Here is a 14575-nt window from a genome sequence, read left to right on the forward strand (position 1 = left end):
CAAAAGGCCCCGTCGCCGCGCGCGGCGGTGCTTGCCCACCCCTCGAGGGGCGGCTAAAGCGTCGCAATGACGCGGGAATCCCCTTTCGGCGGCTGGCGGGACGAGCTGGCCGTGTTCGCGCTGGCGGTGCAGTTCCTGACCCGCCTTCCGGTGCCGCGCGACCTGCCGTTTTCCGACGCGCGGCTTCTGCGTGCGACGCGCTACTACCCCGCGGTGGGGCTTCTGGTGGGCGCGATCGGGGCCGCCGTCCTGCTGGCGGCGGCCGCGGCGCTGCCCTGGCCCGTCGCCGTGCTTCTGTCCATGGCGGCCACCGTCCTCGCTACGGGCGGCTTTCACGAGGACGGGCTCGCCGACGCGGCCGACGGGCTGGGCGGCGGGGTCACGCCCTGGCGCGCGCTCGAGATCATGCGCGACAGCCGGCTGGGCAGCTACGGCGCGCTGGCGCTCGGGCTGACGCTTGCCCTCAAGGCGGCGGCGCTGATGGCGCTCGCCCCGGCGGAGGCCGCCTGCGCGCTGCTTCTGGGCCACGGGATCAGCCGCTACGCGCCCGTCGCGGTGGTGGCGCGGTTCGACTATGCCCGCGACGACGGCGCGAAGTTCGTCGCGCCTTCGGTGAGCGCGGTGGGCCACCGGGTGGCGCTGGCCACGGCGGCGGCCTGGGCGCTCGCGCTGGCGCTCGTGCTCGGTCCGGGTGCGGCGGCGGCGGGGCTTCTCGGGGGCGCCGTTCTCGCGGGCGGGATCGCGCGGCTCTACCTGCGCAAGCTTGGCGGCTACACCGGCGACTGTCTGGGCGCGACGCAGCAGATGGCGGAGCTCGGGCTTCTTCTCGGGGTCGTGGCATGGGCCTGACGCTGCTTCGCCACACGACGCCGGCCGTCGCGCCGGGCACCTGCTACGGGCGGACCGACCTCGCGCTGGCCGAAAGCTTCGAGGCGGAGGCAGAGGCGGTGCTGGCCGCGTTGCCCGGGATCCGCCACCTCGTCACCAGCCCGCTTTCGCGCTGCCGCCGCCTCGCGGAGCGCATCGGCGCCGCGCGCGGCCTTGATGTCGAGGTCGCGGCGCTCTGGACGGAGATGGATTTCGGCCGCTGGGAGGGGATGGCGTGGGACGCGATCCCGCGCGCCGAACTCGATGCCTGGGCGGCGGATTTCCTGCACGCGCGCCCCCATGGCGGGGAAAGCGTGGCCGAGCTGCGCGACCGGGTGGCGGCGGCGCTGGCCGCGGCGCCCGGGGACGGCACGCTCGTCGTGACCCATGCCGGGACGATCAAGGCGGCGCGGCATCTGCATGGCATCCCCGGCGCGTGGGAGGAAAGCCCGGCCTTCGGCGGGCTCGTGGCTCTTCAGGGCTCGCCCCAGTAACGCCGGTAGCGTTCCCAGATCTTCTCGCCCACGAGGCAGTCGTAGTCTGCGCGGCCTTGTGCCTGCCACAACCGCGCGGGCCCGGTCCCCGCGATCTCCAGCACCATCTTGCGGCGCACCGCGTCGGCGAACTGGTCCCAGCCCACCACGGGAATGACGAAGGCACCGGGCCCGCCGATCACGCATGCCTCGTAATACGCGTCGAGATCGGCGATGTCCCAGACCTGAAGCCGGTCTTCCGGCGTCATCAGCGGCAACCCGTTGATCGTGATCCCGCGCGAGAGCACGGAGTCGCGCGCGGCGGGCACGGGCCGGCCCTCGTTGTTGGGGCCGTCGCCCGAGATGTCGATCACGCGCCGCAACCCGTCGAAGCCGTTCCGCTCGAAAAGCGTGGCGGAGTAGAGCAGCGCCCCCGAGATCGAGGTGCGCCGCATCGCGGGCTCGAGATGCGCGCCGATCCGGTCCGCGAAGGCGTCCGCGGCCGCCGCCCCGTCGATCAGGGCCCAGTCGACGGCGCCGCGCTGGGCGTACTGCCCGGCCCACTCGACGTAGGTGAGCGCGATCCGCCCGATCAGCCCGCCCTCGATCGCGGCGATCACCTCGGGCGAGCGCAGCGCCTCGGCATAGCCCCGGCGCTGGATTTCCAGCTCTTCGGGGGACATCGAGCGCGAGACGTCCACCGCGAGCACGAGTTCGAGGTCCACCTCCACGCCGTCCGGCTCCCACGCCGCGGCGGCTGCGGGCCAGAGGGCAAGCGCGATGAGGGCTGCGAACCGCATGGCCCATTGGCGCAAGGGGTGGCGCGTCTGTCCAGTCACATCGCCGTGCGGCCGCGCGGCATCGCGTGCCTTGCTCAGAAATTCTCCCCGGCGGGGCGCTGCCAGGGCTTCGCGAGGTTGCTGAAGCGGGTGAAGCGGCCGTCGAAGGCAAGTTCCACCGTGCCGATGGGGCCGTGGCGCTGCTTGCCGATGACCACCTCGGCGCGGCCGTGCAGCCGTTCCATCTCTTCCTGCCAGCGGGCCATCGCCTCGAGGTCGTGGTCGCCCGGCTTTTCGCGCTCCTTGTAGTATTCCTCGCGGAAGACGAACATCACCACGTCGGCGTCCTGCTCGATCGAGCCCGATTCGCGCAGATCGGACAGCTGCGGGCGCTTGTCCTCCCGGGACTCCACCTGGCGCGAGAGCTGCGAGAGCGCGATCACCGGGATGTCGAGCTCCTTGGCGATGGCCTTGAGGCCCTGGGTGATCTCGGAAATCTCGTTCACCCGGTTCTCCGAGCGGCCGGTGCCGCGCACGAGCTGGAGATAGTCCACGATCAGCACGTCGAGCCCGTGGGTCCGCTTTAGCCTGCGCGCCCGCGCGGCGAGCTGCGCGATGGGCAGGGCCGGGGTGTCGTCGATGTAGAGCGGACAGGCCTCGAGCGCCTTGGCCGCCTCGACGAAGCGGCGGAACTCCTCCTCGGTCATGTCGCCCTTGCGGATCTGCTCGGAGGGCACCTCGGCCGCCTCCGAGAGCACCCGCGCGGCGAGCTGTTCGGCGCTCATCTCGAGGCTGTAGAAGCCGACCACGCCGCCGTCGACCGCGCCCTCTGTCCCGTCCGACAGCGCACCGCGCCGGTAGGCCCTGGCGATGTTGAAGGCGATGTTGGTCGCGAGAGAGGTCTTGCCCATGGAGGGCCGCCCCGCGAGGATCAGCAGGTCCGACTTGTGCAGCCCGCCCAGCTTCGCGTCGAGATCCGCAAGCCCGGTGGACACCCCCGCCAGCCCTCCCTCGCGCTGGTAGGCGGCGTTGGCGACCTTCACCGCGTCGGTGACCGCGCTCAGGAAGGACTGGAAGCCCGACTGCGCCTGTCCCTGCTCGGCGAGGCTGTAAAGCGCCTGTTCCGCGACCACGATCTGCTCGCGCGGCTCCTCGGCCACGTCGACCCGCGCGGCGCGCGCGGCGATGTCGCGGCCAAGCGCGATGAGCTCGCGCCGCACCGCCAGGTCGTAGATGAGCTGCGCGTAGTCGCGCACCGCGAAGGCCGCGATGGCGGCGCCTGCGAGACGTGCGAGGTAGGCCGGCCCGCCCAGCTCCTTCAGCCCCTCGTCGTCTTCCATGAAGGCCTTGAGCGTGACCGGCGAGGCGAGGTTGTTCTTGGCGATGCGCGCCGCGGCGAGCTCGAAGATCCGCGCGTGCACGGGTTCGTAGAAGTGCTGTGGGCCGATCAGGTTGGCCACGCGGTCGTAGACGTCGTTGTTGGTCAGGATCGCGCCCAGAAGCTGCTGCTCGGCCTCGATCGAGTGCGGCATGGTTTCCGGGGCCTCGATCTCGGCCCCGGTCGGATTGATCGCCGCGAGTTCGGTCATGACTGCCCTCTTGTTCTTGTGTGCGGCCTGTCTAGGCGAGCCGTCGTCGCGCGGGCAAATTGTATGTTTCTGTGGATTTCCTGTGAAATAAATTTCTCAACATCCTGCGTATCGGCAGGAAGCCGCAACAAGATATCGCAAGTTCAGGATGTCTTCTCGGGCGGCGGAGGGGTGCCGGCCCGTGCCGCCTGCCACGCCCGGGGGTCGGCCAGGAACGACTCGACCTCGTCGAGCGTCGCGCGATCGAAGGCGCCCTGCGCGCGCGCCTCGGCCAGAACGTCGGGCCATGTGGTGAGCGCGTGAAGCCGTACGCCGTGCCCGGCCAGCCGCGTCTCGGTCTCCGGGAAGATCCCGTAGGAGAAGATCACGGCCGTGTGCGCGCAGGATGCCCCCGTCTCGCGGATCGCGTCGACGAAGGAAAGCTTGGAGCCGCCGTCGGTGGTCAGGTCCTCGACCAGCAGAACCCGGTCGCCCTCTGCCACGACCCCCTCGATGCGGGCGTTGCGGCCATACCCCTTGGGCTTCTTGCGGACATAGGCCATGGGCAGCGCCAGCCGCTCGGCGATGAGCGCGGCGAAGGGAATGCCCGCCGTCTCGCCGCCCGCGACCACGTCGAAGGCCTCGAAGCCCGCCTCGCGCAGCACGGTCGCGGCGAGGTAGTCCATGAGCGCCGCGCGCACCCGCGGAAAGGAGATCAGCTTGCGGCAGTCGATGTAGGTGGGCGAAGGCAGGCCCGAGGCCAGGATGAAGGGCTCCTCCGCGTTGAAATGGACGGCCCGGACCTCGAGCAGCATGCGCGCCGCGAGGCGCGCGATCTCTTCGCGGGGCGGGGCGGCGGTGGGGATCATCGGCTGTTTCCTCGCATCGTTTCGGTCCGGGGGCGGCGCCTGGGCGGGGCGTGCAAGGGGCTTCGAAGCCCCTTGCCACACGTCTTGAAAGACGTGTGCGCGCTCATGCCACCCGCCAGTGCAGGTCGAAACCGGGGTCGAACACCGTCACCGGGCCGTCGGCCGTCTCGATCCTTTCCGGACAGGCGGTGGGCGCGCCCTTCTTCAGCGTTATCGTGTCCGCGTTCGGCGCGAGCCCGTAGAAGGCCGGGCCGTGCAGGGAGGCGAATCCTTCCAGCCGGTCCAGCGCCCCGTCCTCCTCGAAGACATGGGCGAGGATCGAAAGCGTGTTGGTCGCGGTGAAGATCCCGGCACAGCCGCAGGCGGTTTCCTTCGCCGCGTCGACGTGGGGCGCGCTGTCGGTGCCCAGGAAGAAGCGGGGATCGCCGGAGGTGGCCGCGGCACGCAGCGCCCGGCGATGCGCCTCGCGCTTGGCCACGGGCAGGCAGTAGTAATGGGGACGGATGCCCCCGGCGAGGATGTGGTTGCGGTTGATCACGAGGTGATGCGTGGTGATCGTGGCGCCGAGGTCACGCGCGGCCGATGTCACGTAATCGACCGCGTCGGCGGTGGTCACGTGCTCCATGATCACCCGCAGGCCCGGCGTCGCGCGACGGATCGGGTCGAGCACGCGGTCGATAAAGACCGCCTCGCGGTCGAAGATGTCGATGTCGGGATCGGTCACCTCGCCATGCACGCAGAGCGGCACGCCCGCCTCGGCCATGCGCTCTAGCACCCCGCTTACGCGCCCGAAATCGCGCACCCCCGAGGCGGAGTTCGTGGTGGCGCCGGCCGGGTAGAGCTTCACCGCGGTCACGAGGCCCTCGGCATGGGCGCTCACCACATCGTCGGGATCTGTGTCCTCTGTCAGGTAGAGCGTCATCAGCGGCTCGAACGACATGTCCGCCGGCAGGGCGGCGAGGATCCGGTCGCGGTAGGCCCGCGCGTCGGCCGCCGTCATCACCGGCGGCACGAGGTTCGGCATCACGATCGCCCGGGCGAAGTGGCGCGCGGTTTCCGGCAGCACGGCGCGCAGCACCGCGCCGTCGCGCAGGTGGAGGTGCCAGTCGTCGGGCCGGCGAAGCGTCAGCGTTTCGGTCATGGGTGCGGCGCTTACACAATCCCGCCGCGGCGCGCCAGAGCCCGCGGCCCGCGGCTCAGTCGGCGCCCACCTTCTCCGCCGTGGCGGCCGCCTCCAGCGCTTCGAGGCGCCGGGCGAAACGCGGCGCGTTCAGCCGCGCGGTCACGTTGGCGCAAAGCCGCCGCGCGAGGCCGTCGCGGCGGTCCTGGGTGAGCTTGGCGAGAAGCCGGCGCAGGTAGGGCAGATGCTCGCGCCGCGCGCGCAGCAATTCGTGGAAAAGGCTCGCGTCGAGCGCGCCGTCGGCGGCGGCCCGCAGCAGCGGGGTCAGAAGCCGCATCTCCATGAGATCGGTCTGCAATGCATCGCCCATGTGGCGCATCTTGAGGCGCGCGACCTGGTCCGACTGGAAAAGCGCCGCGTGCATCGCGTCGAGCCGCTCGAAGGGGTCGTAGATCAGGAACACCTCCTCGGCACCCTCGGCCATCCGGGGCGCGAAGCCGAAGCGGTCGGTGAAATCGGTCCGTCGCATCTCGACGAAGCGGTCGTCCCAGCCGGCAATCTCGGGGTCGAGCGTCGCCTGGGGCTGGACGGCGAGGATCACCGAACCGGGCGCCGCGACCGAGAAGGCTGCCGCGGCGTAACCGCATGGGCCGGCCCCGTAGACGACAACGCGCTCGAAATCGTCGAAGAAGGCCTCGTCGATCAGCGTGTCGACGTAATCGTAGACGCCCTGGGACCGGAACCATGTATCGCCGTCGCTGATGATCGCGAGATGCGACCAGCCATCCGCGCGCACGAAATCCCAGCCAAGCGGCTCGTGGCGTTCGGAGAGCGCGCGGATGCCCTCGAGCGTCTCGAAGGTGACGAGAAGCGTCGCGCCATGATCGACGTAGGCGGCCAGGTGGCGCGTATCGAGCACCTGGAAATGCCCGTTCGCGCGGGTGATCGCCGCGAACTGCCTGAGCCATTCCGGCCTGTCGAGGCCGCTCAGGAGCTCGGTGTCGCGCAGGGGGGCGTCGGGCATCGGATCACTCGTTCGTCGGTCTGTCGCCGGCCTCTGGCCGAGGGGGTAGTGCCGTTTTGCGGCGAAATTGCGGGCCGATCCGCGCCGCGCCGTGACCGGGCCGCGAATCGGACGGTTGCCGCAGACTGCCGCTTCCGGCACTATACGCCAAGAGGCGGGGAAGCGCCCGACAGATCGGCGCAGGCCACGCGGAGCGGCGGCGGTTCGACACGATGGCAGGCGCGAAGAGGGCGGTATACGGGCGCGGATGGCGGCACTCCCGGAAATTGCGAGCCTCTGGATCGGCGGGCGGCTCTCCTGGCTCGAGCAGCTCTGCCTGAAGTCCTTTGCCGACGCGGGCCACCACGTGACCCTTTACAGCTACGCGCCCGTCGGCAACCTGCCCCCCGGCGTCCATCCCGGCAACGCCGCCGAGATCTTTCCGGGCGAGCCGATGCTGCGCCACGCCCGGACCGGAAGCCCGGCGATCCACGCCGATCTCTGGCGCCTTCACCTCCTGCGCAACACGCGCAAGATCTGGGTGGACGCGGACATGTACTGCCACAGGCCCTTCGATTTCGAGACGCCGCACGTCTTCGGATGGGAGAAGGAGGGGCTGGTGTGCAACGCGGTGCTGGGGCTGCCGCCGGACTCGCCCACGCTCAACGGCTTGCTCGACTTCTTCCGCGACGAGTACGCCATCGCGCCCTGGCTCAAGCCCTGGCAGCGGCAGGAGCTGGAGGCCGCGCGCGATGCCGGGACGCCCGTGCACATGACCGAGCAGGACTGGGGGTTCACCGGCCCGGCCGCCGTCACGTGGTTCCTGCGCGAGGCCGGGGAGATCGGCCACGCCCGGCCGCAGAACGTGTTCTACCCGGTCTCCTTCAAGCACCGGAACCACATGATCCAGAGCCGGTTCGACATCCCCTCCCGCCTCGGCCCCGAGACGCGGGGGGTGCATTTCTGGGCCCGGCGCATGAAGCCGCGCCTCGAGGAGAAGGAGGGCAACCGCCCGCGCCGGGGCAGCTACATGGAGGGCCTCATCGCGAAGCACGGGATCGACCCGGGCTCGGCGCCCATCCCGCCCAAGGCGCGGCCCGCCGCCGCGCGGCGCGACGACCCCGCGTTCCGCGCCGAGATCGGGCTTGCGGCGCTGCGGGGCGAGGAAAGCGTCGGTCAACTCTGCCGCCGCCACGCGGTCGACGAGCGTTTCGTGAAGGCGTGCCGCGAGCGGATCGAGCAGGGCGCGACCGAGCTCTTTCGCGACGCGGCCGCGGAAGGATCGGGGACATGACGCCAGACGCCCTTGCCGGCCCGGGGACGATCGCGCCCGACACGCTCGACTACGCGATGTTCGGTCCCGACGATCACCTGAAATTCGTGCTTCAGCGATCCGAGGTGCTGTGGGACGTGAAGCGCGTCGGACGCCTCGTCAAGGCGTGGACGCAAGGTGATGCCGCCCCGCTGGAGGCGGCGGTGGCCGAGAAGGGCGCGGACATCCCCGCCCGCGTCGTGGCGGACATCGGCGCGGAATACCGCGCGCTCATGGCCGCGCTCGGCGCCCCGGCGCCCCGCCGGGTCGCCGATATCGGGTGCGGCTACGGCGTCTTCGACCTTTTCGCAGCGCGCGAGGCGGGCGCGGAGGTGATCCTGATCGACATCGAGGCGAACGATCGCCGGCATTTCGGTTTCGCCGAAGAGGGCGCGGCCTACTCCGACCTGGCCCGGGCAAGGGCGTTCCTCACCCGCAACGGCGTGCCGGCGGAGCGGGTGCGCACGCTCAACCCGGAGCGGGAGGACGTGCACGCCCTTGGCGAGGTGGATCTCGCGGTGAGCCTTCTGGCCTGCGGGTTCCACTTTCCGGTCGCGGCCTACATGCGCTTTTTCGAGCGCAACGTCGCGCCGGGCGGGCGCGTCGTTCTCGACCTGCGCGAGGGCCGGTTCGCGCCCCAGTGCGCGGAGCTCGCCCATCTCGGCGCGCTGCGCGAGATCGACCGGCGCGGCAACCGCCGCCGCGTGCTCATAGAGAAGGCCGGCTGAGCCCGTGTCCGAGGCGCTAGAGACCCCGGCGGACACCCCGGCCGCGGCACGCGCGGAGATGCGGGCGGCGCTGGCGCGGATCGGCGCGGAGCGCGGCTTCTACGAGGAGATCGGGTCGGAGCACTCGGCGCTTTTCGTGGAGGCGGGCGGCACCCTGATCGTCACCTTCGAGAACCTCGACCACGTGCGCGACAACGCCGCCAACCGGATGCCCTGGGGCTACGGCTTCGTCGACGCGCAGGGCTGGTCGATGCTGGGCCTCATGGCGCATGGCTGGACCTGGTACCGCGACGCGGCGGTGTTCGATTTCTTCGACCGGCTCCGCGACGCGGGGTTCTTCGACCGCTTCGAGCGCGTGGTCTTCTACGGCGCGTCGATGGGCGGCTACGCGGCCTGCGTCTTCTCGGCCGCAGCGCCCGGCGCCACGGTGATCGCGATCTCGCCGCAGGCCACGCTTTCGCGGGAGGTCGCAAGCTGGGAAACGCGCTATCACCGGGTCTGGCGGCGCGATTTCACCGGCCGCTACGGCTTCGCGCCGGAGATGACGGCGGCGGCGCGCCGGGTGCATCTCTTCTTCGACCCGTCGTCTCAGCTCGACGCGATGCACGCGGCGCTTTTCCAGGGCGGCAATGTCAGGAAATTCTACTGCCGGCACATGGGCCACAGGATCGCTTCGCTCTGGCTGAGGCTCGGCATCCTGAAGCCGGTCGTTCTGGACTGCGTCGAGAACCGCCTGACGCCCCTGCGGTTCTACCGCCACATGCGCGCGCGACGGGGCAACCCGCGCTACGAAAAGGAACTTCTGCGCCGGATCGAGGCGCGCAACCGCCCCCGCCTGGTGATCCGCTACTGCGAGGCGATCCTGGCGCGCCGCCGGGCGCCGCATTTCCGCAAGGCGATGCGCGCAGCGCAGGCCGAGCTGCGCCGGCGCGGGGGGTAGCGCATGGCGAGGGAGGGCGCGGCCCCCGCCACGCGCATCCTGCGCCTTCAGGCCGTCGCGCTTTGCGAGGCGGAAGGCCACAATTTCCGCGACGGCTTCAGCCAGCAATGGGTGCTGGCCGAAACGCCCCACGCCGATCTGCCCGGTTTTTCCCATGTTCCGCTCGGCCGCTGGCACCTCCACCACGGGCCCGCCTTGCCGGTGGCGCGCGCAGCGCTGCCGGAGGCCGGGCTGCACGTCGCGCTCATGGGGCAGGCGGTGGACGGGGCGGGGCGGTTCGTGACCGATGCGGTTCTCGCGGATCACCTTGCGCGGGCGCGCGACCCGTCGCGACTGGCCGAGGCACTTTCGGCCTGCGGGGGGCGCTACGCTTTCGTCATCGTCGCGCCGGCGCTCGCGCGGCTCTATCTCGATCCGAGCGGCTGTCTGGGCGCGGTCTACGAGCCGCGCGCGCGCCTGGTCGGCGCGACGCTCTACATGGCGCTCGACAGGCCCGTCGAGCCGAACACGGACTATCCCGCGCTCGACATCGCCGGGCCCGGCGCGGGCGGGCGCTTCGCCTTCGGGCATACCCCCGATCGCCACGTGAAGCGCCTGATGTGCAACCACTTTCTGGATCTTGGCCCTTTCGTCGCGCACCGGCACTGGCCCGCACCGGATGCCGATTTCACCTGTCCGCTCGACCGCGATGCGGTGGAAGAGCGGATCGACCGCGCCGTCCTGCGCCACCGGCAGGTTCTGGGCGCCCTGACAGAGGCGATCACGCCCGCCATGCTTCCGCTGACGGGCGGCGCCGACGCGCGGCTGCTGCTGGCGTTCTGCGCCCCGTTCCTCGACCGGATCGACCTTGCCTTCGTGCATCGGACCAACTTCAACACCATGATGGACATGCGCATCGCGGGCGAGCTTGCGACGCGCGCCGGCATCGCGCTGCGCCGGATCGATGTTGTGGAGGAGACGGGCCTTCGCACATCGAAGCGTTTCGCCGCGCGGATGAACGCGCGCCAGCGCATCGCGCTTGGGTTGCTGCCGGGCGGGCCGGGCGAGAAGAAGCCCGAGATCGAGGTGCGCCAGGCGCTGCCCCCGGGCGGCACGGTGCTGCGCGGCAACGTCACGGACCTGTCCAAGGCCGTTCTCTGGCGTCGAAAGGGCATCGCGGAATTCAACCGCTCGCGCGGGCGGGCGCACAGCACCACGATCGGCGTCCGGATGCTGATGATCGGCCATGACTGGGCGGAAACCGACCCCTGGTTCAGGAACGCCTATGCAGGCTGGCTCGGGACACTGCCGGAGCCCGCGCGGCGGCGCGCGCTCGATTTCGCGAGCCTGGAACATTTCCGGACCCACGGGCAGGGCGCGCTTTTCTACGCCACGAACCGGAACTTCTACGGCACGCCGAGCGCGGACAGGGCGATACTCGAGGCCTTCATCTCGCTGCCCCCGCCGATCCGCGACGCGTTCCACGTCAACGACCTCATGCTGGAGCGCACGATGCCCGAGTTGCGCGACGTGCCCTATACGCGCAGGATCGACAACGAGATCCGGCGCACGCGTCCGGCTCTCGACGACATGCTCGCCGCCGCCCGGGCGGACGGCGAACGGCTTTGAGGGGACATGCGGCATGGACGGCGCGACAGGGCCGGTGGCGGCAAGCGGGGATGGCGAGGTGACGGCGCGCTTCAGCGCGACGCTTTTCGTGGGCGCCGACGACGGGGTGGAGGTGCCGCTTCTTGCGGCGCTGCGCCGGAACACGGCCCTCCTGCAGGCGCTCGGGATCGACGTGCCGCTGCCGCGGTACTACCGGCGCCAGTTCCGGGCGCTCGCCGAAAGGCTGGAGGGCGCGGCGGCGCCCCGCGAGGAACTGTCCGACATCTGGAAGCGGCTGCGGCTGCCGGACGAGCCGCGCCACGGCTTCTTCTCGGACGCGACCCTTCTCGGGGGGGCGGACCGGCTGCTCGGGGATGGGCGGCTTCTGCCCGACGCGCATCTGAGGCCGACCTGGTGGCGGGCGATGTTCGGCGAGATCCCCTGCACCCTGATGGTCGCGGTCGCGCAGCCGCTCGCCCTCGTGAGCGCGGCGCTCGCCCGCGACCCGCAGGCCGACGCCACGGCCCGGCTGCGCGCCGAGATCGCCTCGGCCGACCCGCGGGCGCTGAGCTGGGCGGAGGTGATCGGCCGCCTCGTGGAGGCCAACCCGGGCGTGCCGGTCGTCGTCTGGTCCCGCGAGGAGCAGCCCTACACCTGGCCGGTGCTGATGCATGTCGCCGCGGGCCTTCCCGAGATGGTCGTGACGGATGGGCTCTGCGACGGCCTGGCCGACCTGCTGCCCGCGGAGGCGTTGCAAAGCCTCGAGACGTTCCTCGCGGCAAAGGACAATCTCGATCCCGCCTTCCTCGCCGGCGTGTTCGAGGCCTATGTCGACAAGTTCGTGCCGCCCGAGCAGCTTTACCAGGTGATCTCGGTGCCCGGATGGGACGAGGATTTCGTGCGCAGGCTCGCCGACAGCTACGAGCGCGACCTCGCCGCCCTGCGCCGGATGCCGGGCGTGAAGGTGCTGAGCGCATGAGGCGGGCGGCGGAACGGCGGACGCGATGACGGTCCTGGAACGCGAACTGGGCGCGCGCCGCGTGCCGGGCGGGTACCTGCTCGACTGCATCGCGCCCGATCCCGAAAGCCCCGGCGGCGACGTCTTCCGCATGTTTTCCGCGCCCGGCACCGCGCCGCTGGAATTTGCCGGTCCGGACACCGCGCGGATCCTCGAGCGCCGGACGCTGGGCGGCGCGGAGGTCGTGACGCTGGCCCCCGGTCCGGTTCCCCGCCTCGCCCCGGACCCGGGCGCGCTGTCCCCGGTCGCGCCGGAAACCGCGCTCTTCTCCGGCCGCAACTGCCTGCTCGGAGAGCGCAACGGGGAATCGCCCGCCGCCGTGGGCGACTGGCTGGGATGGCACCGCCGGGTGCACGGGGCCGGCGGCGCGGTGATCCTCGACCGCGCGCCGCCCGAAGAGGCGGCCGTCTTCGCCGGAGCCTTGCGCGAAAGGCTGGCGGAGGCCGGGTGCGACGATCTCGTGGTCGTCCTCCTGCGCGCGCCGATCCCGCTCGGCAAGCCGGGGCTCGGCGCCGAGGCGCATCCCTTCCACGCGCCCGACGCGCCGGGCAAGGATCGCATGACGCCGCCCGCGCCCGATCCGTGGCGTTCCGCGCTCGGCCTGCAATCCTTCCACGAACTGGTCCGCTGGCGCTTTCTCGCGCGGGCGCGGGCGGTGGCCGCGCTCGACGTCACCGATCTCGTGCCGGCGATGCCGGGGGCGCTCGGCCGTCTGAAGGGGGCGCCGGCGGTCCCGGCGGAGGCCACGCTTTTCGACCAGGCCGTGGCGGCGCCGCAGGGGACGGTGCTTCTGCTCGGCCGGCGCGCCTATCCTTGGGGCCTGCGCAAGGGCGCCCGTGCAGGGCATGGCGATCATACCTGCCTGCGCTTCGACGACACCAGCCGCCACCGGCGCTGGTGCATCGCGCCGGACGTCGCGCCATGGGACGCGGTGTGGCGCATGATCCGGGTCGTGGGCGCGGCCGTGCCGATGACCTATCTCGGTTTCTACCGGTGCATGGCCGTGCGATACGGAGAGACGGGCAAGGAGGCGGCCAAGGTCTCGCGCCTGGTGCCGAAATCCAGCCTCGTGGAGGCGCCCGCGTTGCTCGGCATCGCGGAGGAACTCGGCGCCCGCCCCCTGCGGATGCCGGCCATCGACCCGACGCCGCCCGAGGCGCAAGGCGACCGGGTGGTCGCCGTGACGACGATGAAGAACGAGGGGCCCTTCATCCTCGAATGGCTGGCCTATCACCGCGCCATCGGGGTGGACGATTTCCTCGTCTACACCAACGACTGCACCGACGGCACCGACACCCTGCTCGAGCTTCTCCAGCGCAAGGGTCTCGTCCAGCACCGCGAGAACCCGTTCCGTGGCACCGGGCTGAAGCCCCAGCACGCCGCCCTGGCCGCCGCGGAGGCCGAGCCCGTGGTCCGGGGCGCGGGCTGGATCGTCTGCATGGACGTCGACGAGTTCATCAACGTCCATGTGGGCGGGGGCCGTCTCGAGGATCTCTTCGCCGCCGTTCCCCGGGCCAACCTGATCTCCATGACCTGGCGGCTTTTCGGCAACGCCGACGTGACCGGGTTCCGCGACGAGTTCATCACCCGCCGCTTCACCCGCTGCGCCCCCGTGATGACGCGCAAGCCGCACCAGGCCTGGGGGTTCAAGACGCTTTTCCGCAATCTCGGCATCTTCAAGAAGCTCGGCGTCCACCGGCCGAAGGGACTGCGCCCGCAGCTGGTCGACCAGATCGACTGGGTGAACGGCTCGGGGCGTCCCGTGCCCGAGACGGAGTGGCGCAACGCCTGGCGTTCCACCGCCGAGACCGTGGGCTACGATCTCGTGACGCTCAACCACTACGCGGTGCGCTCGGCGGAGAGCTTCCTCGTCAAGCGCGAGCGGGGCCGGGTGAACCACGTCGATCGCGACCAGGGCCTCGCCTACTGGTTCCGCATGAACAACAACGCCGAGGAGGATCGCTCGATCCAGGCGCGGCTTCCCATGGCCGAGGCGGAATTCGCGCGCCTGATGGAAGACCCGGAGATCCGCGACGCCCACGCCCGTTCGGTGGCGCGCCATCGCCGCAAGATCGCGGAGCTGAAGACGCGCGAGGACTACGCCGCGCTTTATGCCGCCCTCACCGGGGCACGCCTGCGCAGGCTTTCGCGCCTGCACCGCCATTTCGGCGCGGGCGTCTTCCTCGCCGGGCCCGACGCGATCCCCGACGCCGTGCTGAACGGGACGATGCCGGAAGATTTCTTCTTCACCGTGCCGAAACGCCATACTTCTACATGAAGCGTCGCTCCGGCGTTGTTCCGCAAGCTCTGG

13 protein-coding genes are annotated in these 14575 nt (G+C 71.0%); 8 read left to right on the plus strand and 5 right to left on the minus strand.

The window, feature by feature from the left end:
- Window positions 1-66: 66 nt before the first annotated feature.
- Window positions 67-849 (plus strand): adenosylcobinamide-GDP ribazoletransferase, encoded by a 783-nt coding sequence (locus tag AB6A69_RS04545; RefSeq protein WP_371059892.1) that lies wholly within the window; start codon window positions 67-69, stop codon window positions 847-849.
- Entirely contained in the window at window positions 840-1361 is a 522-nt protein-coding gene (locus AB6A69_RS04550; RefSeq protein WP_371059893.1) for a histidine phosphatase family protein, read from the plus strand. The genes AB6A69_RS04545 and AB6A69_RS04550 overlap by 10 nt, the downstream gene beginning before the upstream one ends.
- On the opposite strand, the gene AB6A69_RS04555 is transcribed toward AB6A69_RS04550, so the two are convergent.
- The 5 genes from AB6A69_RS04555 to AB6A69_RS04575 all read right to left on the minus strand — a co-directional run bounded on the left by AB6A69_RS04555 (window position 1343) and on the right by AB6A69_RS04575 (window position 6700).
- Complete coding sequence (locus AB6A69_RS04555; RefSeq protein ID WP_371036924.1) at window positions 1343-2140, minus strand: DUF1194 domain-containing protein; 798 nt, start codon at window positions 2138-2140, stop codon at window positions 1343-1345. The two genes, AB6A69_RS04550 and AB6A69_RS04555, sit on opposite strands and share 19 nt — an antisense overlap.
- Window positions 2141-2214: 74 nt before the next feature.
- Window positions 2215-3708, minus strand: a complete 1494-nt coding sequence (locus AB6A69_RS04560; protein WP_371059894.1) for a replicative DNA helicase — start codon at window positions 3706-3708, stop codon at window positions 2215-2217.
- A 143-nt stretch (window positions 3709-3851) separates the two neighbouring features.
- On the minus strand, window positions 3852-4556 hold the full coding sequence (locus AB6A69_RS04565) for an orotate phosphoribosyltransferase (protein ID WP_371059895.1): 705 nt from the start codon (window positions 4554-4556) through the stop codon (window positions 3852-3854).
- A gap of 103 nt (window positions 4557-4659) precedes the next feature.
- Window positions 4660-5697 carry a dihydroorotase gene (gene pyrC / locus AB6A69_RS04570; RefSeq protein ID WP_371059896.1) on the minus strand — a complete coding sequence of 346 codons (1038 nt, stop codon included), beginning with the start codon at window positions 5695-5697 and terminating at the stop codon, window positions 4660-4662.
- Between the two features lie 55 nt (window positions 5698-5752).
- A complete protein-coding gene (locus tag AB6A69_RS04575) occupies window positions 5753-6700 on the minus strand; it encodes a phosphoadenosine phosphosulfate reductase (protein ID WP_371059897.1) in 948 nt (315 codons plus the stop codon).
- Window positions 6701-6947: 247 nt separating this feature from the next.
- On the opposite strand from AB6A69_RS04575, the gene AB6A69_RS04580 reads away from it, so the two are divergent.
- The 6 genes from AB6A69_RS04580 to AB6A69_RS04605 are packed head-to-tail and all read left to right on the plus strand — an operon-like array spanning window position 6948 to window position 14542.
- Complete coding sequence (locus AB6A69_RS04580) at window positions 6948-7973, plus strand: hypothetical protein (RefSeq protein ID WP_371059898.1); 1026 nt, start codon at window positions 6948-6950, stop codon at window positions 7971-7973.
- Window positions 7970-8719 (plus strand): cyclopropane-fatty-acyl-phospholipid synthase family protein, encoded by a 750-nt coding sequence (locus AB6A69_RS04585; RefSeq protein WP_371059899.1) that lies wholly within the window; start codon window positions 7970-7972, stop codon window positions 8717-8719. The genes AB6A69_RS04580 and AB6A69_RS04585 overlap by 4 nt, the downstream gene beginning before the upstream one ends.
- 4 nt (window positions 8720-8723) lie before the next feature.
- A complete protein-coding gene (locus tag AB6A69_RS04590; RefSeq protein ID WP_371059900.1) occupies window positions 8724-9659 on the plus strand; it encodes a phosphoadenosine phosphosulfate reductase in 936 nt (311 codons plus the stop codon).
- A gap of 3 nt (window positions 9660-9662) precedes the next feature.
- On the plus strand, window positions 9663-11267 hold the full coding sequence (locus AB6A69_RS04595; RefSeq protein ID WP_371059901.1) for a hypothetical protein: 1605 nt from the start codon (window positions 9663-9665) through the stop codon (window positions 11265-11267).
- A gap of 13 nt (window positions 11268-11280) precedes the next feature.
- A complete protein-coding gene (locus AB6A69_RS04600; RefSeq protein WP_371059902.1) occupies window positions 11281-12225 on the plus strand; it encodes a hypothetical protein in 945 nt (314 codons plus the stop codon).
- Window positions 12226-12250: 25 nt separating this feature from the next.
- The gene (locus tag AB6A69_RS04605) at window positions 12251-14542 is read left to right on the plus strand and encodes a glycosyltransferase family 2 protein (protein WP_371059903.1); all 2292 of its coding nucleotides are present in this window, start codon (window positions 12251-12253) and stop codon (window positions 14540-14542) included.
- The last annotated feature ends 33 nt before the right edge of the window (window positions 14543-14575 follow it).

The organism is Rhodosalinus sp. 5P4 (genome assembly GCF_041365695.1).
Taxonomy (GTDB): Bacteria; Pseudomonadota; Alphaproteobacteria; order Rhodobacterales; family Rhodobacteraceae; genus Rhodosalinus.

Excerpts from the sequence above, each read along its gene's own strand:
- AB6A69_RS04545 (WP_371059892.1), top strand. The coding sequence starts at position 67 with ATGACGCGGGAATCCCCTTTCGGCGGCTGGCGGGACGAGCTGGCCGTG.
- AB6A69_RS04550 (WP_371059893.1), top strand. The coding sequence starts at position 840 with ATGGGCCTGACGCTGCTTCGCCACACGACGCCGGCCGTCGCGCCGGGC.
- AB6A69_RS04555 (WP_371036924.1), bottom strand. The coding sequence starts at position 2,140 with ATGCGGTTCGCAGCCCTCATCGCGCTTGCCCTCTGGCCCGCAGCCGCC.
- AB6A69_RS04560 (WP_371059894.1), bottom strand. The coding sequence starts at position 3,708 with ATGACCGAACTCGCGGCGATCAATCCGACCGGGGCCGAGATCGAGGCC.
- AB6A69_RS04565 (WP_371059895.1), bottom strand. The coding sequence starts at position 4,556 with ATGATCCCCACCGCCGCCCCGCCCCGCGAAGAGATCGCGCGCCTCGCG.
- pyrC (WP_371059896.1), bottom strand. The coding sequence starts at position 5,697 with ATGACCGAAACGCTGACGCTTCGCCGGCCCGACGACTGGCACCTCCAC.
- AB6A69_RS04575 (WP_371059897.1), bottom strand. The coding sequence starts at position 6,700 with ATGCCCGACGCCCCCCTGCGCGACACCGAGCTCCTGAGCGGCCTCGAC.
- AB6A69_RS04580 (WP_371059898.1), top strand. The coding sequence starts at position 6,948 with ATGGCGGCACTCCCGGAAATTGCGAGCCTCTGGATCGGCGGGCGGCTC.
- AB6A69_RS04585 (WP_371059899.1), top strand. The coding sequence starts at position 7,970 with ATGACGCCAGACGCCCTTGCCGGCCCGGGGACGATCGCGCCCGACACG.
- AB6A69_RS04595 (WP_371059901.1), top strand. The coding sequence starts at position 9,663 with ATGGCGAGGGAGGGCGCGGCCCCCGCCACGCGCATCCTGCGCCTTCAG.
- AB6A69_RS04600 (WP_371059902.1), top strand. The coding sequence starts at position 11,281 with ATGGACGGCGCGACAGGGCCGGTGGCGGCAAGCGGGGATGGCGAGGTG.
- AB6A69_RS04605 (WP_371059903.1), top strand. The coding sequence starts at position 12,251 with ATGACGGTCCTGGAACGCGAACTGGGCGCGCGCCGCGTGCCGGGCGGG.